This window comes from Patescibacteria group bacterium (genome assembly GCA_035529375.1).
Lineage (GTDB): Bacteria > Patescibacteriota > Microgenomatia > PFEM01 > JAHIFH01 > DATKWU01.
In genome coordinates this window covers 292,975-317,480 of sequence record DATKWU010000009.1, presented here as the reverse complement: position 1 = coordinate 317,480, position 24,506 = coordinate 292,975, and the positions used below count along the sequence as shown (strand labels likewise).

Genomic DNA, 24,506 nt, shown 5'->3' with positions numbered 1-24,506 from the left:
AAAGCGTTGTAGATCAAATGGAAAATAGCATCAAGAGAGTAGTAAGACCAATTACTGAAACCGGGAAAATTGTTCTTAAAATAACCAAAAAAGATGTCTTAGAAAAAGTAGCTCCTCAAAAACCCAACGACGCTCCCTCTTTGAAAAGGCAATTTCTTGAAAATTTCTTTAGAAAAGTTTAAAGACCCAAAATATCGGCTTTTTTTACTTTAGATATCTGGCAAACAGCTATAAGAAGTTCTGCTTCCCCTGGAGTTAAAACTTCTTGCTCTACTCCCTCACCGATAAAATCGGCAACCGAATTTTCCCTATAGATACGCCCTCCCTCAGCCGTCTCTCTTTCTTCATTCCATCTTCGAGAATGGGGAATTTTTCTCTTCCTATAGATTCCGGTGGGGGAATGAATTTCCCTTTGGGGAAGATTTCGATTCGGATGATGTTCATAAATTGCCCCAAGGTAAAAAGTAAACCAAGGACTCCATAGACTTTTCCCAAACGCAGACAATCCTTTTATAGACTTAACTTTTTCTAACCAATATTGAGCCCAATTCTCTCTCTTCTCCCAACCACCATCACCATCTATTGGTGTCCCGTCTTCTTTTTTGAGAGCGATTTCCCCACTTTCCCAGTCTTTAAATGAATATTGCATCGATTTATTTAATTTTTTTAATTCTTCTGCTTGACTAAGTAATCCCTCTCTTCCAGTTAATTCAATATTAGGATTGGTAAGTAATCCAAAAATATTCACACCGTGAGTGACAGCCAAAGTAAAATTACTAATATAAGTCTCTTGACCCAATTGGTCCCAAGGAATCTCATGAAACCAACGATTATCGCCTCTTAAAAGCTCAATTATTTTCATCTTTTTATCTCCAATTTTAACTTCTGCTTCTCTTACCCAACTGTGGCATAGACCTCTTTCTTTTCCCTCTCTTTCAATAGGAAATTTATACCTGCCTAAAGTTATATTAGGGCCACGGACTCGCCTCTTCCTCGCTTCTGACAACCTTCTTCTTTCTATCCAAGGAATACGAGTAAAACCATCACTCACCCAAGCGCCTGGAACATGAGTTGTATTCATCTCCCCTGATTCACCGGTATATCTTAAAAATCTCATAGCCGACTCACCAGCATATTCACTACCAGCGAGCATTGCCACTAACCACTGAGTATATCTTGATTCACTTACATTAATATTTTGACAAAATATATTTCTATCGAAAAGTTCAGCCAGAGAAAGACCACCTGTATCTTTAGCTTTAACAGCATCATCAATCTGCTTCTTCAAATCTTGATATTTCCTTTCCTTACTAGCCTCATCAGGCATCTCTTTAAAAATTTCTTGTAAAGTTTTATAAGGAATTTTTCCGTCACTACCGAATCCTAATCTCTCTAAAACTTCTTTACCCGCTTTACTTAGTTTAGAATTATTTCGATAATCAAACGCATCTATCTCGTCATCAACCGCTTTCCCCCATTTCTTTTTATCCTTGCTAAAGTCACCTTTTAGCCACCTTGTTCTTAGTCTATCTTCTATTCCCCCTGGTTTATCCATCTCATTAGCTATCTCCTCAGCCCAAACACCAAAATATTTAGCGTAAATGTGAAGGGCTCTACTAACCTGGATAGACATACTTTCTCCCTCAGGAATAATTTCTTTTCCTTCTTCTTTTAGATACTCGGGTGTCTTGGCTGGAGCAAGACTAGATAAGGCATTTAGTTTTTCGGGATCTAAGGCTACTCCCGTGGCCGAAATAAGGTCAGTTAATTCTCCTAACGCTTTTAAATTACTAGACCTTTGAGACCACTGGGTTGCTAAACCGTCTTCTTTTTGAATCACCCAAATCTCTTTTTCTAATTCTTTTTGTAATTTTTCCCATTCTTTAGCTGAAATACCTTCCCAATCTTTTTTAGGAATACTCTCAAGAACTCTTTTAACTTCAGGTCTCTCTCCCCATAGAAAAGGAGAATAAGGGGATTCACCTCGATCTCTTAAAACTGTTAATTCTTCTCTTGCCAAATCAGCCCAGCCTTCTTTTGTTTTGGGCCTTTCTGATTCGGGGATTAAAAGTCTTTCAGACGAAGCCTGTCCACTAGCCGCAGTTCTTTCTGCTCCCACAGCCGTTCTCTCTATTGCCTTAAGAATTTTATTAAGTGGTCTTTTTAGCCCCTCGATACCCTCTAAACCTTCCATTCTCTTTTCTAAAGCCTCTTTTTGGGCTTCACTCACTTGAAGTTTGGTTTGTAAACCAGAAATTTGGTCTGATAATTCCGTTCTCACACTAGCGACCGCCGCTTCTACCTGGGCTTTAACTAATTCACTAATATCAACCTTGCCTTCATCCTCAGGCACATCCTGACCACCGCTAATTGGTCTTTCTTCAACCATTCTCCTAATTTCCTCGTCTCTTCCTTCTGGTAAACTACCTCCAGTCATCTCCTCCAGACCTTTAGGTTTTGGAATATATGTTTCCTCTCCAGCCATGCTGATTGGATTATATCATAGAACTCTTTTCAACGACAATTGCCCTATTTTCCTTGTAATTTGACCTAGTTTGAAACGGTTGAATCGAGTTTAAAATCACTTTAGAATAGAGAGGTAGTCATGGAACAACATCCAGTACCACAACACATTTCTTCTTACCAATTCCGTCTGGTTGGTGATATGACCGTTCGACAATTTGGCTTTTTGGCTGGTGGTTGTATTATTGGCTTGATTCTCTATGCCACTCCCCTCGTGCCAATCATTAAATGGCCTTTGGTGGCTCTGGCTGTTTTTCTTGGTTTTGCCATGGCTTTTATGCCGATTCAGGAAAGGCCGCTTGATAAGTGGATTGTTGCCTTTATCAAAGCTATTTTCTCACCAACTCAATTCGTCTGGGAAAGACAAGCTAAGGAGCCTGATATCTTCAAAACTGGTTACAAAAAGGTTGTTTTTCAAAAAAAGGCCGCCCCACCACCAAATAAAAAACAATTAAGAGAATACCTCTCAACTCTCCCAACCGAATCTCAAAGTCAACTTGACCAACAAGAAGAAAACTTTATTAAAAAATCTCTTAATATGTTCCAATTAACCAAAATGCCGGCGAATATGGCTCAACCAACAGAAAAGATTCCGCCCATTCGGCAACCTTTCCAACCAATAACCAAGCCTGAAACAACTTTTAAACCAAAAATTAGCTATCCTCAAAAAACAAGTACTCCCAAAAGAAAACCTTTTGTCTTACCCAAACAACCAGCTCAACCTAGAAAACCCACGGTGGAAGCTAAATTCAGTCCTGAACTACCTTTTCCTCAAGCTCCTACTCAACCTAATACTCTTGTGGGAATGGTTCTTGACCTTGAGGGCAAAATTATTGAAAATGCGATTATAGAAATCAGAAATACTCAGGGAATTCCAGTCAGGGCTCTGAAAACTAATAAATTAGGCCAATTTCGAAGCGTCACTCCCCTAGATAACGGTCAATACGAAATTGAAGCTGAAAAAGAAGGTTATCAATTTGATATTATTAAAACCAATCTTACTGGCGCGATCGTCGAACCCTTAGAGATTCGCACCAAAGGAAAAATCCATGAACCTGCCCAAAACACTTGATCCAACCAAAATACCGATTAGAGCTTCAACTCAAGAACATCTTGATATTGAGGATATCCAAGACGGGATTGTTATTCTCAAAGACGGTAGCTGTTGTTTGGCGATTGCTACCACGGCGATTAACTTTGGTCTCCTTTCAGAAAGAGAACAGGAAGCCACCATCTACGCTTATGCCGGCCTTCTAAACTCACTCACTTTTTCTATTCAAATCGTTCTTTGCTCCCAAAGAAAAGATATTTCCGGCTATCTTAAATTAATCAAAAGAGCCGAAGAAAAAGAAACCAAAGACGAGATTAAAATTCAGATTCAAAAATATCGCCAGTTTATCGAAGAAACGGTTGCCAGAAACAATGTTCTTGATAAAAAGTTTTATCTCGTCATTCCCATGAGTGCCTTAGAACTAGGCGTCAAACAGATCCTCACTTCTACCTTTTCTAGAAAGAAACTCCCTTTTGATAAGAGCTACATTCTCCAAAAAGCCAAGACCAACCTCTATCCTAAAAGGGATCATATTTTAAGACAACTCGCTCGTTTAGGTCTCAAAGGCAAACAGCTTAACACTCAGGAACTTATTCAGCTCTACTTCAATATTTACAATCCTGAAGTTAAAGGTCAGCAAATGACTGGTTCTAAGCAATACCAGACACCAATCATGGAAGCAGCTATGGAAACAACCCAAGAAAGAAGCTCAATAACAAAAACAATGCCGGAAACAACAGAAAGCCAAGCCGAACCACCTAGAAGAACAACCTCACTTCAAGGAGAAATTAAGATTGAGACAACACCAATCGACTCAACCGCCCAATCATCAACAACCGAGGAGATAATCCCAAATCAAGATTCAATTAGAAATCAAATTAATGGTTTAGTTAAACAAGCTGTTAATAAAGATGAAAATACCGGGTCTTAACAAAATCGCCGATATTAGTAAAAAGGGGTCTTCAAAGATTGGCCTGCCTTTGGCCCAGGGTAAACCAGAAGAAAAAGGAAAAATGCCTGAATCACCTCAAGTGGTGACCAAACTACCCGTCGACCCAATTACCCAACTCGCTGAAGGCATGGTTTCTGTTCAGGACGTGATTGCTCCTGGTGCGCTTGAGGTTGACTTTGATCATTTGAAAATAGGCAATAAATATTTCAGAACTTTATTTGTGGCCGGCTATCCCCGTTTTGTGGCCGCTAATTGGCTAGCGCCCTTGATTAATTTTGATCACTCCCTGGACGTGGCGATGTACGTTTATCCGGTTGAAGGTAAATCAATCCTTGATGAATTGCGGCGTAAGATTGCCGAAATGGAAGCGGAAATTCAAACCGATATGCAGCGTGGTAAGATTGTTGATCCGGCAACCCAAGCCAAACTTGAAGATGCCCGGACTCTCCAAGAGCAGCTGGTTAAAGGTGCCGAACGTTTCTTCCAATTCGGTCTTTACATCACCATTCCGGCCGATTCACTCGAAGAACTAAATCAAGCCTCCAAAGAAATTGAATCAGCTCTTGGTTCTTTATTAATTATTTCTAAACACGCCACTCTTCAAATGGAAGATGGTTTTCGAGCTACCATCCCAACTTGTGTCGACCGACTGATGATCACCCGAAATATGGATACCACTTCCTTGGCCACCACCTTTCCCTTTACTTCCTCGGAATTAACGGCCAATGAAGGGATCATGTATGGAATTAACGAACATAATGATTCTTTGGTTGTTTTCGACCGCTTTACACTGGAAAACGCCAATTCAGTCATCTTTGCCAAGTCAGGAGCCGGGAAATCTTACATGGTCAAACTTGAAGCCTTACGTTCTCTTTTGTTTGGTACGGAGATTATCGCCATTGACCCCGAATCTGAATATAAAGTTTTAGCCGAAGCAGTTGGCGGTGAATACATTACCTTTGGTTTTAATTCACCCTCGAAAATCAACCCTTTTGATCTCTCAGCGATTTATGAAGAAGGCGAGAACGAATTAGGCCTAAAAATTCTTTCTCTGCACTCTCTATTTAAAGTCATTATGGGCAACCTTTCAGCCACTGAAGAAGCGGTTCTTGATCGAGCTTTAATCCTAACTTACAAAATGAAAGGGATTACCCCAGACCCAGCCACCCAGAAAAAAGAACCGCCTTTAATGGAAGATTTATATAAGGCTTTAAGAGGTATGGAAGAGCCTGAAGCTTCCTCCTTGGCCGACCGGATTGAAAAATTTGTCAAAGGGTCCTTCTCTGGTATCTTTGATCAACGCTCAAACGTGGACATTAAAAATAAATTCACTGTTTTTTCGATTAGGGATCTAGAAGACGCTTTAAGACCAATTGCCATGTTTATTATTCTGGACTACATTTGGACCAAGGTCAAAAAAGAAATGAAAAAAAGAATTTTGATAGTTGATGAGGCTTGGTATCTAATGCAGTATCCAGATTCGGCCAACTTCCTTTACTCAATTGCCAAAAGAGCCAGAAAATATTATCTGGGCTTAACTACCATTACCCAAGACGTTGAGGATTTCCTGGTTTCCGAACACGGTAAAGCCATTATCCAAAACTCTTCAATTCAAACTTTAATGAAAATGTCACCGGCTGCTATTGATAAGGTTGCTGAAATCTTTTATCTCTCTGAGGGTGAAAAACACCTTCTCTTAAGCGCTGATGTCGGCGAAGGTATTTTCTTTGCCGGTCCTAATCATGTTGCCATCAGAGTGGTTGCCTCAAAAGAAGAACACCAATTAATCACCTCTAAACCCGAGGAGCTACTTAAAATAGAGGAAGCTAAGGAAACCGAAAGTCAAGAAAGCAAAACCACCGACCGAGAAGAAAAAACCGAGATAACGCCGTTGTAATCTGCTATTATTTAATTGATGAATAAAGAAGAGCTTCAAGAGTATTACCAACATATTCAACGTTTGGCTTTTTTTCTTCAATTGGGAACCTGGCCGGCTGAACTTGGAGATGAAGGCGAAGCCAAAAACGAAGTTGTCTTCGCCGCTCAAAGTCTTGATATTAGCCCCAAAGACAAAGACTTCCTTATCAAACTAATTGATAAAATTGCTGATCTTCTAGCTGACCGTGATAAAGTTCTAGACACCAGCCTTCTTGATCCCATTAAAGTCCGAGAATTAAGAGAAGATTACGAGCGATATCTAGAGAAACGTCAAATTCTAGAGTCGGAAAAAGCCCCACCTGAATATCGAGAAAGATTTAAACTTCTTCAGCAGAGAATTGCCCAGGAAATTGGCGAACAATCTGAAAAAATCACAGAAAAATTTAGAGATAATCCTCTCCTTCAAGAGGCAGTCACTGAAGAAATCACCAAAAACATTACTGACAAACTCGAACCTGTCGCTCTTAAGGTTGCTTTGACCGAAGAAGAATATCACCAAATCCTTGTCCAAACCAAAAAAGAAATTAGCCAAAATTTAAGAAGGATTGGAGAGAAAGAACCAAAAGTTGTTGCCGAAAATTTTGTTGAAGAAGCTTCTAAAGATACTCTAGAACAAGCAAGAGAAGTTGCTATAACCCCTCGAGAAAGAATCGCGAAAGCGACTGCCGTTGCTGATAAAACAATCAAACCAGAAGATCTGAAACTACCTGAAGATATTATTAGACAATTAAATCTCGAAACCGATGGTGTCGCCTCCTTAACTCTCTATTCTTTACTCCAACCCCAAGCGGGCGTTTCTTATGTCAGGAGAATTCCCTATGCCGTACCAGTCGGCATAATGAGAATCGCGGCAGGAACACCTGAAATGACCCCCGAATGGCGGGAAATGATTGAAAAAGGAGTTTTTTCTGAAGATATTGAAACCACCATTAGTAAGCTAAAAGAATTAGGTTTAAAAGACAGTGACCCTATTATCAGATATTTAAACGATAAAGGCCTTAAATTCCGCGCCCAACAAAAAATCAAAATCGTTCGTCCGGATAGAACCTTTTACTATCAAGATAAACCGGCCGCCTCTATTCTCAAACAGTGGTATAGCTTTCCCAAACGAACCGGCTTTCATCTTGCCCAAGATGAAGCCTCAGGTATTTTTTACCAAACCTCACCTGCTCCTGATTGGTCAGAAAAAAGCGGTTACTCTTGGGGACTCCATCAGGTTCTAAATAAGATCGGTCTAGGGAGCAGAATTTATGAAACCATAACCGTTGGTCCAGGTAAAAACATAATTCGATTCACTTTACCGAACCGAATTATTAAATTCATTTCTTTTGGTCGTTTTGAATCCTTTAAACAATTAGGTGTCACTCTTTACCAAAAGTCGTTGGGAAGATTTTTCACCCCGATTGCCAAAAAAATCTTAAGCAGTAAATTAGTAACTAAGGCCGCTACTTGGATTGCCACCAAGTTAGGTGTTCAATTTGGTGCTGCTGCCGCTGGAACCGCCTTAGCGCCTGGAGTAGGGACAGTCATTGGTCTCGCGGTTGGTAAAGCCATCGACTTTATCAAAGCTCGTCTTCAAGGTATCTGGGATGGAATCAAATCCGTCCTTAGAGATCCAGAAAAATCTTTAGCCCTTGCTTTTGGTGGCATCGGCATCGCCGCTCTCTTTTCCTTTTCTGGACCTTTAGTTGCTATTGGCGTCGGAGTAGCTACGGTCGGGATTATTGGTTTAATTGGTTGGGGAGTTGCCAGCGCTGGTTCGATTGTCGGTGGCTTGGGTGGTGGCGTAATTGCTTTCTTCACCTCCTTAACAGTTGCCCCCATTTCTAGTAGCGCCATTATTTTGCTAGTGGTGGGCACAATTGGTACCTCCATGGTTTTAACCTTTTTTATTGTTATGACGACCGCCGGTGCTTTTATCCTTCCCATCGGCCCAACAGAAATAAGTCAAGCCTATCCACCACCAAAAGAACCACCGGTTATCAAACCTCCAGCTGGTCTAGGTTTTCAGTGGCCAATTAGAAATGCTGCTTATTGTTCATCAAATTTTGGTTACCGCAGCAACCCTGTTGCCGCCATTCCTTGCTGTCAATATCACACTGGTATTGATATTGTGACACCTCAGCCCAAAACCAGTTCCTGTGGAATTGCTGTTTATCCGACCGCCAAAGGCACTATCCAGGCCGCTGGTCGAGCCGATGGTTATGGTAATTATGTGGTTATTAAACACAACGGTCTCTATAGTCTTTACGCCCACTTAGAGTCCTGGGAAGTTAGTCCTGGTCAAACAATTGAGCGAGACGAAATTATCGGCTACATTGGCTCTACGGGCACCAGATCAACTGGTTGTCACCTCCACCTTGGCTTTAGTAGCTGCGGTGAATTAAACTGCTTTATTGATGGCGGTAAAACGCCTGATCCTTGTGATTATTTAATTTGTAGTGACAGCTGCGAATATCACAGCGTCGACGAAGCCTGTCAAGGTTTACCTCTATGTCAATAAAAAAAGAAAACATTCTTAATTTTTTTAAACGTTATTGGCTTTTCATTTTACTAGCCACTATCGTGGTCAGCCTTTTGGCCATCCGGTTTATCTATCGACCAACCTCTCCTTCTTCTCAGCCCCTACCAACACCTCAATTTGGTTCTCTATCTCAACCCCAATCAGAGTTAAGTCAACCACTGGGTAAAGAACCAATTTACGATGTTTTACTCTCAGAAAATGATTTTGCCAGTTTCCCTAAATCCCTAGCGGTTTATCAAATCAAAAAATTCGCCCAGGAAGAAATTCTCTCTCGTCTTTCGAAAATGATTGTTGACCTTGGTTTTCTAGGAACACCCGAAGAACAACAAAGAAAAGAAGGAAACTTTCTTATCTGGCGAGAGGAAGAAAATTACCTTAAAGTCAATCTTTCTTCTGGTCAATTTTCTTTTATCGGCAAAAGTCCTTTAGTCCAAAATCAAACCACTAGTTCTACCAAAATTGGTGATCTAGTAGCCGAAAAAATTAAAACCTGGGGCCTAACTGCCAGTAAGCCAGAGGTGGAAGTAATGACCGGCTTTGTTCCTGTAGGAATGGAATTAAACCCAGTTATCAATCTTGATCAAGCCACTATTTTTAATATCACTTTTAAATCCAGTCTTAATGGCTATCCTCTAGTTGGCATTGGTCAAGTTCGAAATTTACTTGAAGCTAAAGTTGATAACCAAGGCAATCTCCTTAATCTCTTTTTCTCGCTTCACCAAACAGACCAGGAAGTCATCAGTCAATATCCTCTTAAATCTTATGAAGAAGTTATCAACGAAATTAAAGAGGGTCAAGCTCAAATCATTGAATTAATGACTGAAAGCGGAGACTATAAAATCATCCCTTTTCCAGAAGAAATCCGAGAAGTCAAAATCTCCTCGGTTTCAATTGCCTATTACGAAACCACTGAAGTTCAAGAATATCACCAGCCAGTTTTTCTTTTAAAAGGTGACGTCACTCTAAGAGATAGTAATCGCTATCAAGCTGTTCTTACTCTCCCAGCTATTTCTTCAGAGTATTTGAAGCCTACTCAAGAACATTTTTAATCCTAATTTATTCTTGGACTCTAACCGGCATAATAATGTGGAGATAAGACTTCTCACCTACCAGGGTGAAAACACCTGGATTCAGAGAACCAGCCATTTCTAAGTTTATCTGTTCACTATTAGCCACTCCTAATAAATCCAAAAGATAACGAGAATTAAAGGCAATCTTACCACCAGGACCACTGACTTTAGCTTCAAGACGAACTCTGTTTCGGCCTACCTGAGCCGTATTGGCGGTAATTTCTAAACCTTTTTTGTCAATGTTAAGGCGAATAATATTAGCTGCTTCCCTGGCAAAGATGGCAGCCACTCGAATGGCTCTGGTCAATTCAGTGGTGTCAAGAATAATATTTGTCTTGCCTTTATCAGGAATAATCCGTTTGTAATCAGGATACTTACCTTCAATTAAACGAGAGATTATCTCAATATCAGTTGTGGAAAAAATGGCTTGATTTGATTTCTCTGTGATGGTCAAACCAATATCTTTTCCTTGACCAGAATCGCCAATCGTTCGGGCTAACTCAATCAAAGTTCGCGAAGGAATAATCAAACCTTTCTTCAATTCTTTAGATTGAGCAATTCCTTTAGTACTCGGTATCTTTTTCAAACTTAAACGATAACCATCCGTAGCCACTAAGCTTAAATTTTTACCCTCAATCGCCAACAAAACGCCAGTCAAAACAGGCCGGCCTTCATCCTGGGCAGCCGCAAAAGCAACCTGATTGATCGATTCAATTAATTCAGTAGAAACAAAACTTAAATCAGTCTTACCCTTGATTGAAGGAATTTTGGGAAATTCAGTGGCGGCTAAACCATTAAATTCAGCTTGATAAGAACCACAATTAACTAACAAATTATTCTCTTTAGCTTCTAATTCAACCTTTTCCGCTGGTAAAGAAGTAATAAATTCAGTAAAAACCTTAGCCGGAACCGAGAGAGTCCCTTCTTTCTCAACCTTAGCTCCTAGCCAATAATTAACACCTGTTTCTAAATTGGTAGCCGAAAGTTTTAACCGACCCCGGTCAGTTACTAGAAGGATATTATTTAGAACCGGTAACTGCGCCCGGCTAGCAACCGAACGACTGGCTGTTGTTAAACCTTTAGCAAGATTTTCTTGAAGAGTTGAAAGTTTCATTTAAAGCTTCTCCCCAATTTTACTTTTAATTTTTTAAGATCTCAAGGACCTAATCTTATTATTAATAATTGTTGTTGTTGTTGGTTTGTTGACAAGTGAATATTTGTTTGCCAATTAACCTACTTTTCGGTTTTTCTTTTTGTTCAAATCTTGGTTAATATTTTTCACTCTTTGGTGGATAAGTTAATAACTAGAAATTTTTATCCATAAAGTTTTTGTTTTATCCCCACAATATCCACTCGTAAATCTTCAGATTCAGGTAAAAGTTTAGTAATTTTTTCAACCCCATACATCACCGTAGTGTGGTCGCGATTATTAAGAAATTGACCAATATCCATCAAAGGCATTTTTAATTCCGTCCGTAGAAGATACATTAAGACTTGACGACATAAGGCTAATTTTTTTGGCCTTCTTGGTCCTAGGAGGTCGCGATTTTTAAAATTGTAAAAACCGGCGACGGCGCTCAGAACCTCTTTTGGTTTAACAATTCTTTTAGGTATTGATTCAGTGTTAGTTGTGCCTAAGATAGCTGAAGCCAATTCGGGAGTAATCGGTTCGTTTTTTGTTTTTGTTTCGGTAATTAAACGAATAAGAAAACCTTCCAAACGACGAGTAGAAGTGATATTGCCGGCAATTAACTGAGCAACGTCCATCGGCAATTTAACTCTTCGCTGTTGGGCTTTGATAAGGACAATAGCTGTTCTTAATTCAAAATCAGGATCTTGGATATCAATAATTAAGCCGCCTTCAAAACGGGAGCGAAGACGGTTTTCAAGATTGCTAATTTCATCAGGTCGTCGATCAGAAATCATCACAATTTGGCCTCCGGCCCGCCAAATAGCGTTGAAAGTATGAAAGAACTCTTCCTGAACAGTTGTTTTTCCAGCAATAAATTGAATATCATCAATTAAAAGGATCTTGGCCGATCGATATTTATCTTTAAATTGTTTGGTCGTTTTCTTCCGAATAGCGTCTACAATTTCAGTGGTGAATTCCTCACCCATACAGTAGATAATATTTGTCCTTGGGCGGCGTTCAAGGACAGCCGTTCCAATAGCTTGCATCAGATGAGTCTTCCCAACGCCAACCCCACCATAAAGGAAAAGTGGGTTGTAGGCCTTACCAGGTGAGTCAGCGACTGCTCTGGCAGCTGCATGAGCCATTTGGTTAGTGGTATTAACAGCAAAAGTTTCAAAATTAAAATCTGGCCGGAGACCGGCCCGAATGATCGCTTCCTGGGTGACCGATTTTTCTGGTTTTGTTTTTTCAAAGAGAGGCCCTTCTTTAGTTGCCCTTACAGTTTCACCTTTAGTTTTCTTGGACTGTTTAATAATAAAGGTCAAATCATTTTTTTTCTTTGTTGTTTTATCCAAAGCTTCTTTGATTAAACCATAATAGCGATTTTCAATGGTGTCTCTAATAAAGGAAGAAGGTGAAGCAATTTCGATAATCTGATGTTCTTTATTAACTTCTTTTACCTTATTGATGAATGTTTGGGGAAACCAAGTGGCGAAATTAGCTGAAGAGAGAGTGAGTTTTAAATTTTCTAAAACGGTTTGCCAGAGTTTATCTTTTTCCATGTTTAAAGATTAATTACCGTGGAGCAGGGGTGATTTCCAGTTTAAACAACTTATCCACAGAATGTCAAGAAGGAAAATACTCTTGTTTCTTTATTTATTTCCTAGTATCCTAAGACTATGCCAAAACGAACCTATCAACCCAAAAGTAAAAAAAGAAAGAAAAGTCACGGTTTTCGAGCAAGAATGAAGACAGGAAATAGTAGGAAGGTTATTAAAAGACGCCGCCTTAAAGGACGAAAGAAACTTAATGTTTAAATGTTACCTAAAAAATACCGTCTTCCCCTAAGAACGGAATTAAAGCGAGTTAAAAAAGAAGGCAGACTTATTCAAGGAAAATTATTTAGTCTCCAGGTAAGTAAATCTAGTAAAAGCCAACCAACACGTTTTGGTTTCATCATTTCCTCTAAAATTCATAAAAAAGCCGTTAAGAGAAATCGAGTGAAGAGATTATTAAGTGAAACGATTATGACTTTAAAAATTAAACCTAGTTTTGATGTTGTTTTTTTAGCTAAAAAAAAGATTATTAATGTTGATGATCAAGAGATTAGAGCGGAAATTAAGAAACTTTTTCTCAAGGTGGGGGTGATTGAATAAGTGAAGAAAGTCTTTTTGGCTCTAATTAAAGCCTACAAAAAATCCTGGTTTTTTCGCTCATCGCTTCTTAAGTTTTTTTTCTTGTCGGATGCTGCCTGTCGTTTTCAGCCAACTTGTGCTGAATACACCTATCAAGCAGTCGAACGCTATGGTATAATCCGAGGCAGCCTTTTAGGCTTAAGAAGAATTATAAGGTGTCATCCCTGGAACAAAGGAGGCGATGATCCAGTTAGATAAATTATTTTGTTAAATTTAAAATGAGAGAACTCTGGCACTTGCTTTTATATCAACCCCTGGTTAACGCTTTGATTTTTCTTTACCAGTTACTTTTCCATAATTTTGGTCTGGCAATTATTGTTTTGACCGTTGGGATTCGCCTCCTTCTTTTACCTTTAACTCAATCTTCAATGAAAGCGACTAATAAAATGAAAGAACTCGCGCCTGAGCTGGAAAAGCTTAAAAAGAAATATGGTAAGGATAAACAAGCTTATACCAAAGCCCAAATGGATCTTTATAAAAAACACGGAGCCAATCCGGCTGCTGGCTGTTTTCCCCAAATTATTCAATTGATTGTTTTAATTGCTCTTTATCAAGCTTTTATCCAGGTTTTAAGGATTGATGGAGATGTTATTCAAAAACTTAACGAAATCCTTTATTCCCAATTACGGTTGCCAGTAGAAACAGTCATCAATACGAAATTTTTGTACTTAGATTTGGCGAAACCAGATGTTTTCCCAATCGCTGGTTTGCCTTTTCCCCTGCCAGGTTTCTTTTTATTAGCGGCTGCTTTGTCGCAGTTAATTTCTTCGAAAATGATGATGCCGGCTTTAGCCACTGCCCAAAAAGAAGCAGCCAAAACGCCAGGTAAAGCTGATGATATGGCGACTTCAATGCAAACTCAAATGACCTATCTTTTTCCTTTATTGACGATTCTTATTGGTTATTCTTTTCCTTCTGGTTTGGTTCTCTATTGGTCTGCCTTTTCGCTGATAATGATTATCCAACAATATTTCATTGGCGGTTGGGGCGGCGTTGAACCATGGCTCAAAAAACTAAAGATCAAAAAATAACAGAAATCAAAGAAATTGTTAAAAATCTCCTTAACCTTCTTGGGGTTGAAGCAGAAGTAGATGTTAGTTCAGATAAAGAACTCTACCAGATTCAACTAGAGACCAATGATCCTGGTATTCTTATTGGTTATCATGGTGAAACCTTAAGGGCAATTCAAAGGATAGTGGCCATGATTATTTATCGAAAAAGAGAAGAGTGGGTGAAGATAACAGTTAATGTTGGTGATTACCGTCAGAGAAGACAAGAGACTTTAGAGAAGATGGCTAAGATTGCGGCTCAAAAAGCGCGTTTTTCTAAAGAGGCTCAATCTTTACCACCAATGCCTGCTTCTGAAAGGAGAATAATCCATCTAGTTCTAGCGGATGAGGCTGATATCGAAACGGTTTCTGAAGGAGAAGGCCGGAATCGGTATGTGGTGGTTCGGCCTAAGCTATGAAATTACATCGCTATTTGTTTGGGCTTTTAGTTTTTTTATTGCCCATTCAGCTCGGTCGCCATTTCTGGCCGGAATGGACCCAAGTTTTAGGTCTACCGATTGATTATCTATCCCCAACTATTTATTTAACTGACTTGCTAGTTTTTGTTATTCTTCTTTTCTGGTTGATTGAGACGAGATCTCCGTTAAGATTAAAAAAAGCTGTCGATTGGTTGAAAAATAATTGGTGGTTTTTAGCAATTTTTCTTTTTCTTTTGGTCAATGCCCTTTTGGCTCCTAATAAAGAAGCGGCTATTTTCAAATTGGCTAAAGTAATTGAGTTTGTCTTTCTTGGATTCTATGTATTCAAAGAACAATATAAAATAAACGAGATTATTCTTCCTTTAAGCGGAGCAATAATTTATAGTGCTTTAATTACTTTAACCCAATTTATTAAACAGGGGACGGTTGGTGGTCTTTTTTGGTGGTTGGGAGAAAGGAACTTTAGTTTGATTACGCCCGGAATTGCCAAAACCATTATTGGTGGCCGTTTAATTCTTCGACCCTACGCTACTTTTCCCCATCCTAATGTTTTGGCAGGTTTTATTTTGGTTTCAATGATTTTAATTGGCTTAGGTATAAGAAGGCAAGGATTTAGAAAAGTGATTACCTGGTTTGCCTTAATTTTAGGTGGGGTCGCCATTATTTTTTCTTTTTCTCGCTCTGTTTGGCTAATAAGTATTTTAGTTGGCCTAGGATTAGTGATTAAGAATCAGTGGCAAAAAAGGAGAAAGTCAGTTTTAGTGATAATCACCATTATTAGTCTGCTCTTAATCAGTGGTTTTTACTACCAGATCGCTTTACCACTCTCTGGTAGGGAGACTGTTTGGCAGCGCTTTTCTCTAGCCCAAGTGGCAATTAAAATGATACGAGCTAATCCCCTTTCAGGTATTGGTTTTAATAATTTTATTCCCCAATTGCCTTTTTATTGGCAGCAATTTGGAACAACTTACTGGTTGCAGCCAGTCCATAATATTTATTTACTTATCTTAGCTGAAACTGGTTTCGTTGGGCTTTTGATTTTCTTCTGGCTTCTCGGTTTAACTTTTAGAAGGTTATTGACAACTAGCTCCTGGCAATTAATTTTGGCTCTCAGTGTTGTTTTGTCATTAGGTCTTTTTGATCATTATTGGTTTACTCTTCAACAATCTCAGCTTTTATTGGCAATAGTTTTTGGTTTATCATGGGAATAATGAATCTCTCTCAGAAAGTAGCTTTTAACACAGCTGTCCAGATTGGGACTAAAGCGATTACCGTTTTTTTTGGTTTATTGGTAACCATTCTTTTGACTGGTTATCTAGGACCTGAAGGTTTTGGTAACTACATGTATGTGGTTGCCTTAGCAATTATCTTTGGGGCTTTTGCCGATTGGGGAACAGCTACGATTGGTGCCCGTGAGGCAGTCAAAGAAAGAAAAGATCAGGGTCGAGTTTTAGCTAATATCTTTTTAGTAAGAATGTTTTTTTCCTTAGTGGCAGCTTTAATCATGGTCGGCGCTGCGGTTATTATTCCTCTTCAAACAAACCAACCATTAATTGTTCGCCAAGCAATTATGCTTGGTTCTTTGATTTTAATTCTCAATACAATCAAAGCCTCTTTGTTAGTTATTTTCCAAACTAAATTACAACTCCAAAAACAAACCGTAATTGATTTGGTAACCAGTATTCTCATTTTGTTAATCAGCTTTCTCTTGGTCCAGCAAGGCCAAGGATTAATCCCACTTATTGGGGCGATTGTTTTGGCTAATTTGATAGGAATAGTGATTGGTTTTTTCTTAGTTACCAGGACAATTAGATTTGATTGGCGATTCGATAGGGGATTTGTCAAGCAATTGTTAATTGAATCCTTCCCTATGGGGGCGATCCTTTTGATTTTTACTATTGATAATAAAATTGATACGGTTATGTTGGGTTCAATTAAGGGCAGTGGGGCAGTAGGGATTTATGCGGCTGCCTATCGGATTTATGATGTTTTAATTTTAGGAGCTGCTTATTTTATGATTGCTCTTCTTCCTGTTCTCTCTCGCTATTCTGATTTGAATAAATGGAAAGAAAAAGTAAAAAATATTTATCAGAAGTCTTTTGACATTTTATTATTAATGTCTTTGACGGCAATGATTAGTGTCTGGTTTTTTGCCCCTTTGGCTGTTAAATTGATCACCCAGAAACGTTTTTCGGAATTTGGCGATTCTGTCATTGTTTTAAGATTATTAGCCATAGCTCTTTTCTTGGCCTATCTTAATCATCTAACTGGCTATACCATTGTTGCCCTAGGAAAACAGCGTCGTTATTTTTTCATTGCCTTTGGAGCTTTAATTTTTAACGTAGTTAGTAATGCTTTGATTATACCTCAATTCTCTTACTATGGGGCAGCGGTCGTAACCATTTTTACTGAAGGACTTGTTTTGTTAATTACAACAATTTTTATTTTCCGCTTATTAGGAATTATTCCTTCACCTATTCAATTTCCAAAAACAGTGGTTGAATTTATTAAGAATCGTGGTAAGATTTTTTGAAATGAAAAAAGATTTTTTAGTTTTCGCTGATGGTGGATCCCGAGGCAATCCTGGCCCGGCGGCCATAGGTTTTGTTGTTAAAGACAAGATGGGGAAAACTGTCTATCAGCAAGGAAAATATATTGGTAGAACCACTAACAATGTCGCAGAATATCAAGCAGTAATTGAAGCTTTAAAATGGTTAGTGGACAAATCCAAATTTTCGGTTAGTGGCGTCCAATTTTTTCTTGACTCAAAATTAGTGGTCAATCAGCTTAATGGCCTTTTCAAAGTTAAAGAAGTTAAAATGAGAAACTTAGTTATTAAAGTTCGTCAATTGGAAAGAGAATTAGAGAAAGGTGTTTCTTATCAATTAATTCCAAGGAAAGAAAATTCATTGGCTGATACTTTAGTCAATCAAACTCTTAACAAAAGACTACTTTAATATATTAAACTACTCTTTCACGTGCTGGACAGTAATTTTTCTTATGGGCTTTTTCGTTGAACGAAATTTTTTTTTGGGTTATGATGATAGTGAAGAAAATTAATGACCCAAAAATCTTTTCACAATTCAGATAACATTCAAGACAGACCACTGATTTTAGTGGCAGGCGGTGCGGGTTTTATCGGCTCTTTTCTTAGCGAGTTGCTTGTCCAACAAAATTGTCGAGTTATCTGTCTTGACAATTTAATCACTGGCTCTAAAAAAAACATTGCTAATCTTCTTAATAACAAAAACTTCATTTTTGTAAAACAAAATCTCAATCAACCACTCAATTTAGAAACTAGTCGCCTTGATTATATCTTTCATTTAGCCGCCCTTGATCCTTATGTTGGTGAAAGTGATTTTTCTCTGGAGACCTTTTTGACCAATGTCTCCGGAACAATCAACCTTCTAAAGTTGGCTGAAGAAACTGGGGCTAAATTTTTACTTGGATCAAGTCCCAAAGTTTTTGAAGCCAAGATCTCAACCCAAAAATTAATTGATTATTTTGGCCAAGGTTCGGCAGCGAAAATGGCCAGTTTTGCCGAAGCCAAGCGTTCAGCCGAAGCCTTAGTAAGTGAATATATGGATAATGAGAAGATAGACGCACGAATTGTTCGTCTCAATTGGGTCTACGGACCGAGGATGAATTTAGAGCAAGGAGGAATTTTAACCCAACTGATTAAACAGGCAGTTAAAAATGAATCTCTGGCTATCCCGGGGGATGGTTCCCAAAGAATTAGACCAACTTTTATCAGTGATGTTGTTTATGGTCTTTCGAAAGCAATGTTTAGCTCGGGCACCTCAGGAAAAATCTTTAATCTCATAAATCCTACGGAAGAAACCGTTTTATCAGTGGCTCATCAACTTCAAAATATTATTGGTCAAAATTTGAAGATAGAATATGTTGCTGAGGAAGAATTTCCTGTTTTCGAACTAGAGCCAGATTTGGGTAAAGGAGGGAAGTTAGATTGGACACCAAAAATTAACTTAAGTGGAGGTTTAGAACAGACCTTGGCCTATTTTCGGGAAAGAATTAAAAAGGAAGTTAAAAGAGAGACGGAAGAAGATAAAGAGGATAAAGAAAAAAAGACTGAGAAAAAAGAAAGGAAAGTTAAGAAAAAGAAAAATTTTTCAATTAGCCGACAGAAAAAATTAATTATTGGTTTAACCTTAATCTTCTTACTTATTGTTTTTTCTTTGCCAGGCCTTTTGGTTTTCAATAGCCTTTTGGGGATTAAAAATCTCTATGCGGCCTATCAAAATACTTTGGCTGGTAATTTCACTAAGACGACTGCCTCGGCTAATGCCGCTAAAAGAGATTTCAATCGGACTCAAGGAAACTTACAATCGCTTGGACCTTTGCTTACTTTTGTAGGGCAAAGAAAACTTCAAAATAAAATAGAAGGTTACTTGACTCTCGGTCAGCAGGCCGGCAGAAGTGTCGTTATTCTAGGTGAAATCGCTCAAGAGATGAGTCAGGTTGGTCAGACGATTTTTCAAAATCAAAAGGTTGATATTCAAGAATTATCTTTTGAAATTAGTGCTGGGATTGATTCGGCCTATCGTGAATTATCTTATCTTGAGGGCCAATTAAAATCAAAACCCAGAGCCCAACAATTCTTGGCTACTAGATTTAATAATCAACCAATGGAGAACTTAAAGTCTGTTAGGGAAATGCTTTTACAAGCCAAAGAAGGCGTTAAGTTATTGCCAGATTTAGCTGGCGTTTATACCAAGAAAACTTATTTAATTCTCTTTCAAAATAACATGGAATTGAGACCAACGGGTGGTTTTATCGGTTCGTTTGCTCTAGCGACTTTAGAGGAGGGGAGGCTGATTGATTTTCAAGTGTTGGATGTTTATTCTGCGGACGGTCAGCTTAAGGGCCATGTTGAACCGCCGGAACCAATTCGTCGTTATCTTGGTGAAGCCGGTTGGTATCTTCGTGATTCTAATTTCAGTCCGGACTTTCCTGTTTCTGCCAGTCGGGCAAGCTGGTTTTTAGAAAAGGAAATTGGCAGGAAAGTGGATGGAGTTATTGGCATTGATTTATTTTTAGCCCAGCGTATTTTACAAACAATTGGACCAGTTAAATTAATTGATTACCAGGAGGAAATTAATGCTGATAACCTTTTTGAAAGAGCTGAATATTATTCTGAGGTTAATTTCTTTCCCGGGTCTACTCAGAAAAGGGATTTTTTGGGAGCTTTAGCCAATGCTCTTTTTGAGGAAATTCGGACAGCCGGGAGTGACAAATGGTTGGCTCTCGGCCGGGCTTTCTATCAATCACTCGAATCAAAGGATTTGTTGATTTTCCTTAATAATCAGGAGGCGGCAAAAATTTTAGCTGATTTAAGTTGGGATGGGGGATTAAGAAATGTCAATTGTTTGGCTGAGAAGGGTAAGTGTTTGGTTGATTATTTGATGATCGTTGAATCTAATTATGGTGTCAACAAAGCCAACTATTTTGTTAAGAGAAATCTAACTCATCAGGTTAAATTCAGTTTGACTGGAGAGGTGGAAGAAGTTTTAAGAATTGATTACCATAACCAGAGTCAGTCAGAAGTTTTTCCAGCGGGGGATTACAAGAATTATCTCCGGATTTTGACGCCACCGGAGACAATGCTTAGGCGGGTGGTAATTGATGGAAAGGAAATCGATGAAGGTAAAATTGATAAGACTGAGGAAAAGGGAAAATCGTCTTTTGGTTTTCTAGTGGAAGTGCCGATTCAAACTAAGAAGACAGTCGAGATAAGCTATCAATTAGCTGACAAGTTACCCGCAGATTCTGGCAATCAGTATTTACTTTACCTCCAAAAGCAACCGGGTATTGAGGATAAAATTTTTAATCTTTGGTTAGTTCCGCCATCAGGGACGATCGTAGTTTCGACTCGTCCAGAAGCAAGCTTAGCTTCAGGATTAGTGATTTTTGCTCCTCAATTCAATCAGGATTTAGTTTTTGAGGTTTCCTTTTGAGGGTTTTCCTTAACTCTTGTTTTGAGCGGAGAAGGATGCTAAGATAGGAGCTTGCTATGGCGAAAAAAGAAGAAATAAAATTAAGTGCCGAAAAACGGAAAGTTGTTGGTCGAAAAGTTAAATCCTTGCGAAAAGGGGATTTATTACCTGCGAATATTTATGGTAAGAAGGTCAAGTCTTTAGCTGTTCAGCTTAACCTCAAGTTATTCCTTGATACCTATAGGGAAACAGGAGAAACAGGGATTGTTAAACTCAAGATCAAAGATGAAAAGACGTTTCGTCCGATTCTAATTCATAATGTTCAGCTCGATCCGGTGACCGATCGGCCCCTTCATGTAGATTTTTATCAAGTAGATTTGAAAGAGAAAGTAACTATAGAAGTCCCGATTGAATTGGTCGGCGAAGCGCCTGCCGTTAAAGGGAAAATAGGGATTTTAATTCAGCCCTTAACTGAAGTAGAAGTTGAAGCTTTACCTGCTGAATTACCCGATAAGTTAGAGTTAGACGTTTCGAGTTTAGAAAAAGTAGATGACGTTGTCTCTGTCGCCGACCTAAAGGTACCAAAAGGAATCAAAATATTAGTTTTAGAGAAAGAAGTTTTAGCTAAGATTGAACCACTAGCGGAAGAGGAGGAAATTGCCCCGCCACCTGAAGAGGAAGTCTCAGTCGGAGTAGAAGTTGAAGAGAAACCATCTGAAGAAGAGACCAAGCAACCAGTCGGAGAGGAAAAAGAAAAACAACCCTCTAAAGAACCAGAAACCTCAGCAAAAAAAGAAAAGAGTCAAGAATCAGATAATAAATAAAAGATTGATTATTGGATTAACTTCTCAAGCGCTCTTGCCGGTTGATAATTCAGATCTAACTCAATCGCTTTTTTAAGATACTTTTCTGCTTTTTCGTTCTCGTAAAGTTGATAATAAAGATAAGCGAGTTGAAGATAACCGTCACGGTAATCAGATTTCTCTTCAATAATTTTTTCCCAAGCCGCAATGAGTTTTTCAATATCATTTGGATCTGAGTAAGATTTTTTCTGCCAAAGTTCTTCGAGTTTTAAATTAGTTTGCTCACCGAGAATTTGTTCATTAGTCTGTTTCATTTGGCTTTCTGCTAAAAGAAGGGTTTTTTCTGCTTCCTCAAATTGGTTATTGGCGAGAAGTGTTTCCGCTAGGGTAATCTGGGCTTGGAAATCTTTAGGGTTTTTAAGGAGATTATCTTTAGCCTTTTGGAAATTATCTTTAGGAGTAAAGAGAGAACCAAGGATAATCAAAATTAGGATAGCCACACCCGTAGGGGCGCCCCAGCGGCGGGCTGCCCTTGCCGCTCGATGTTCACTCAGCTTTCTGGCTTCAGTAATCTTGTTAGCGAACCAGGGCTTAACTGGTTGAATTTTTACTTTTTTGAGTCCTTTTGGAATTTTGGCCATTTTTCGATAATAAGAGCTTGATTATGTTTTGGTAGACGTTGATAGATTTCCTCAGTGATAAAGGGCATAAAAGGGTGGAGGAGTTTAAGACTGGTTTCCAGAGTATAAAGCAGGGTAGGCTGGGCTTCATCACGTCGTTTTTTACTCATTTCCAAATATTGATCACAAAAGGTATGCCAGAAGAAATGATAAATTTCTTCAGATGCCAGATCAAAACGGTAACGATTAATTAGATTAGTTACTTTTTTGTTAGTTTTCTCCAATTCGCCTAAAATCCACAGATCATCTTTATTTTTCTTGTCTTTTTTAACCTCTCCTTTGTAGGATAAGATAAACCGACTGGCATTCCAGATTTTGTTAGCAAAATTTCTCATGGCTCTAACTTTATTATCGGAGAGAACCACGTCACTTCCTGGCGAAACTCCAACTGTCAGGGCCATTCTTAAAGCGTCGGCCCCATATTCTTCGATCATATCTGTTGGGCTGATAACATTCCCTTTGCTTTTGCTCATCTTTTGTCCGTGTTCATCCACCACTCGCGCATGAAGATGAACTACGCGGAAGGGAACCTCTTTGGTCATGTAAAAACCAAGCATCATCATTCGCGCTACCCAGAAAAAAAGAATATCCCAAAGTGTATCTAAGACAGAAGTCGGATAAAAATACTTAAAATCTTGACTATCAGGAAAACCTAAGGTAGAAATAGGCCACTGTCCAGATAGAAACCACGTATCAAAAGTGTCTGTTTCCTGAAGAATATTTTTACCTTTACATTTTTCGCAAAACTGGTTATCTAATGAATAAGACGCCTCTTTAGGAGCAATTAATTGTTGAAGGCCTTTTTTGATTTCAGTAAAGCTGAACACTTCTTTTAAATCCTTATATTTACCTGAGGTCTTTTTATTTTTTTTGTCGAGAAAATCGATGACTATCTCGGGATTACAGTCTAGGCAGTACCAGGCAGGGATTCTTGGTCCCCAAACAATTTGCCGGCTAATATTCCAGTCGTAGATATTCTCCATCCAGTCAAAGTACATTTTCTCGAACCGTTTTTTAGGAACAATTTTAGTTTTACCCTCTTTGACTGCTTTAATAATAGGCTTGGCCAGGGGTTTGGTTTTAACAAACCATTGGGGCATGGTCAGTGGTTCGATTGTGGTCCCACATCGATAACAAAAACTTACCATATGCTTGAGAGGTACGGTTTTTACTAATTTTTTTTCTTTTTTCAGATCTTTAACTGTTTCTTCTCGAGCCTGACTAATGTTCATGTCCAAGTATTTTTTGGGAAGATTAATCATTTTTCCCTCTTGATTGATGACCTTGATAATTTTTAAGTTATTCCTTTGGCCGATCTCAAAGTCAATTTGATCGTGGCCAGGCGTTACTTTTAAAGCCCCAGTACCAAACTTAATATCAATGACCTTATCGGTTATAATCGGGATTTTTTTATTAATTAAGGGAATAGTAGCCTTTTTCCCAGTAATTTTTTTATATCTTTTGTCTTCGGGATGGACTGCGACAGCAACATCAGCAAAAATTGTCTCTGGTCTGGTAGTGGCAATCTGAAGAGGCCCATAATCAAGGTAATAAAGATGATCTCTCTTTTCTTTGTATTTAACTTCTAAATTGGAAAAAGCTGTGCCACAATGGGTGCAGTAATTAACGATTCTCTCTCCTCGATAAATCAAATCATCTTGATGTAATTTTCTGAAGGTTTTAAAAACAATCTCGATAATCTCGGGTTCAAGACTATAGTGGTATCTTGTCCAGTCAAGGGAAAAACCCATCTTTCTTAATTCCTTTTTGTTGATATCTCGATTTTTCTCTGCAAAATCGGCAATCATTCTGTAAAGTGTTTCTCTATCGAAGTCAAAACGGCTTTTACCTTTTTTTGCCAGTTCTTTTTCAAAAACAAATTGGGTTTCAATTCCTGCGTGATCACCCCCTGGCAGCCAAAGGGTAGGTTCACCTAACATTCGATGATACCTGGTTAAAATATCTTCTACCGTAAAGATAGCGTGTCCCATGTGGAGAGGATCATTAGCGTTGGGCAAAGGAAGAAGAATGGTAAAAGGTTTCTTTTTGGGTTCAATTTTAGGCGTAAAAAAGCCACTTTTTTCCCAAAATTGATAGATTTTCTTTTCAACTTTTTGAGGTTGGTAATTTTTATCCATAAACTTGCTGGACTAATTATAGCTGACTTTGTTCTTGGTCTCAAGCCTGCTAAACTA

General features: G+C 38.6%; 21 protein-coding genes. 16 read left to right on the top strand and 5 right to left on the bottom strand.

Annotated elements, in window-relative coordinates:
* Window positions 1-17: 17 nt before the first annotated feature.
* Window positions 18-182, top strand: coding sequence for a hypothetical protein (locus tag VMY36_02880; protein HUV42831.1), 165 nt, complete (start codon window positions 18-20; stop codon window positions 180-182).
* Here VMY36_02880 and VMY36_02875 read toward each other — a convergent pair.
* Window positions 179-2,485: a hypothetical protein gene (locus VMY36_02875; protein ID HUV42830.1), complete on the bottom strand. Its 2,307-nt coding sequence runs from the start codon at window positions 2,483-2,485 to the stop codon at window positions 179-181. The genes VMY36_02880 and VMY36_02875 overlap by 4 nt on opposite strands.
* A gap of 120 nt (window positions 2,486-2,605) precedes the next feature.
* Here VMY36_02875 and VMY36_02870 point away from each other — a divergent pair, with 120 nt between their 5' ends.
* Genes VMY36_02870 through VMY36_02850 form a run of 5 tightly spaced genes read left to right on the top strand, consistent with a single transcriptional unit; the run spans window position 2,606 to window position 10,037 of the window.
* The gene (locus VMY36_02870) at window positions 2,606-3,595 is read left to right on the top strand and encodes a PrgI family protein (GenBank protein ID HUV42829.1); all 990 of its coding nucleotides are present in this window, start codon (window positions 2,606-2,608) and stop codon (window positions 3,593-3,595) included.
* The gene (locus VMY36_02865; protein ID HUV42828.1) at window positions 3,573-4,505 is read left to right on the top strand and encodes a hypothetical protein; all 933 of its coding nucleotides are present in this window, start codon (window positions 3,573-3,575) and stop codon (window positions 4,503-4,505) included. The genes VMY36_02870 and VMY36_02865 overlap by 23 nt, the downstream gene beginning before the upstream one ends.
* On the top strand, window positions 4,486-6,423 hold the full coding sequence (locus tag VMY36_02860) for an ATP-binding protein (protein ID HUV42827.1): 1,938 nt from the start codon (window positions 4,486-4,488) through the stop codon (window positions 6,421-6,423). The genes VMY36_02865 and VMY36_02860 overlap by 20 nt, the downstream gene beginning before the upstream one ends.
* 18 nt (window positions 6,424-6,441) lie before the next feature.
* Window positions 6,442-8,967 (top strand): peptidoglycan DD-metalloendopeptidase family protein, encoded by a 2,526-nt coding sequence (locus VMY36_02855; GenBank protein HUV42826.1) that lies wholly within the window; start codon window positions 6,442-6,444, stop codon window positions 8,965-8,967.
* The gene (locus VMY36_02850; GenBank protein HUV42825.1) at window positions 8,958-10,037 is read left to right on the top strand and encodes a hypothetical protein; all 1,080 of its coding nucleotides are present in this window, start codon (window positions 8,958-8,960) and stop codon (window positions 10,035-10,037) included. Before VMY36_02855 ends, VMY36_02850 begins: the two co-directional genes overlap by 10 nt.
* Window positions 10,038-10,044: 7 nt before the next feature.
* On the opposite strand, the gene dnaN is transcribed toward VMY36_02850, so the two are convergent.
* The gene (dnaN, locus tag VMY36_02845) at window positions 10,045-11,172 is read right to left on the bottom strand and encodes a DNA polymerase III subunit beta (GenBank protein HUV42824.1); all 1,128 of its coding nucleotides are present in this window, start codon (window positions 11,170-11,172) and stop codon (window positions 10,045-10,047) included.
* Between the two features lie 200 nt (window positions 11,173-11,372).
* The gene (gene dnaA, locus VMY36_02840; protein HUV42823.1) at window positions 11,373-12,752 is read right to left on the bottom strand and encodes a chromosomal replication initiator protein DnaA; all 1,380 of its coding nucleotides are present in this window, start codon (window positions 12,750-12,752) and stop codon (window positions 11,373-11,375) included.
* Window positions 12,753-12,869: 117 nt separating this feature from the next.
* On the opposite strand from dnaA, the gene rpmH reads away from it, so the two are divergent.
* From rpmH to VMY36_02790, 10 genes are all read left to right on the top strand, one after another.
* Window positions 12,870-13,007, top strand: coding sequence for a 50S ribosomal protein L34 (rpmH, locus tag VMY36_02835; protein ID HUV42822.1), 138 nt, complete (start codon window positions 12,870-12,872; stop codon window positions 13,005-13,007).
* Window positions 13,008-13,346: a ribonuclease P protein component gene (gene rnpA, locus VMY36_02830; GenBank protein HUV42821.1), complete on the top strand. Its 339-nt coding sequence runs from the start codon at window positions 13,008-13,010 to the stop codon at window positions 13,344-13,346.
* Window positions 13,347-13,583: a membrane protein insertion efficiency factor YidD gene (gene yidD, locus VMY36_02825; GenBank protein ID HUV42820.1), complete on the top strand. Its 237-nt coding sequence runs from the start codon at window positions 13,347-13,349 to the stop codon at window positions 13,581-13,583. It begins immediately after the preceding gene.
* 20 nt (window positions 13,584-13,603) lie between these two features.
* A complete protein-coding gene (locus VMY36_02820; protein HUV42819.1) occupies window positions 13,604-14,416 on the top strand; it encodes a YidC/Oxa1 family membrane protein insertase in 813 nt (270 codons plus the stop codon).
* Complete coding sequence (locus VMY36_02815; GenBank protein ID HUV42818.1) at window positions 14,386-14,853, top strand: R3H domain-containing nucleic acid-binding protein; 468 nt, start codon at window positions 14,386-14,388, stop codon at window positions 14,851-14,853. Before VMY36_02820 ends, VMY36_02815 begins: the two co-directional genes overlap by 31 nt.
* Window positions 14,850-16,085: an O-antigen ligase family protein gene (locus VMY36_02810; protein HUV42817.1), complete on the top strand. Its 1,236-nt coding sequence runs from the start codon at window positions 14,850-14,852 to the stop codon at window positions 16,083-16,085. The genes VMY36_02815 and VMY36_02810 overlap by 4 nt, the downstream gene beginning before the upstream one ends.
* On the top strand, window positions 16,085-17,407 hold the full coding sequence (locus VMY36_02805; GenBank protein HUV42816.1) for a flippase: 1,323 nt from the start codon (window positions 16,085-16,087) through the stop codon (window positions 17,405-17,407). Before VMY36_02810 ends, VMY36_02805 begins: the two co-directional genes overlap by 1 nt.
* 1 nt (window position 17,408) lies before the next feature.
* Window positions 17,409-17,831, top strand: a complete 423-nt coding sequence (locus tag VMY36_02800) for a ribonuclease HI family protein (GenBank protein HUV42815.1) — start codon at window positions 17,409-17,411, stop codon at window positions 17,829-17,831.
* 102 nt (window positions 17,832-17,933) lie between these two features.
* On the top strand, window positions 17,934-20,849 hold the full coding sequence (locus VMY36_02795; protein HUV42814.1) for an NAD-dependent epimerase/dehydratase family protein: 2,916 nt from the start codon (window positions 17,934-17,936) through the stop codon (window positions 20,847-20,849).
* A 56-nt stretch (window positions 20,850-20,905) separates the two neighbouring features.
* Entirely contained in the window at window positions 20,906-21,652 is a 747-nt protein-coding gene (locus VMY36_02790; GenBank protein HUV42813.1) for a 50S ribosomal protein L25, read from the top strand.
* An 8-nt stretch (window positions 21,653-21,660) separates the two neighbouring features.
* Here the strand turns inward: VMY36_02790 and VMY36_02785 are convergent, their stop codons facing one another.
* Entirely contained in the window at window positions 21,661-22,272 is a 612-nt protein-coding gene (locus VMY36_02785) for a hypothetical protein (protein HUV42812.1), read from the bottom strand.
* Complete coding sequence (locus tag VMY36_02780; protein HUV42811.1) at window positions 22,239-24,449, bottom strand: valine--tRNA ligase; 2,211 nt, start codon at window positions 24,447-24,449, stop codon at window positions 22,239-22,241. The genes VMY36_02785 and VMY36_02780 overlap by 34 nt, the downstream gene beginning before the upstream one ends.
* Window positions 24,450-24,506: the final 57 nt, after the last annotated feature.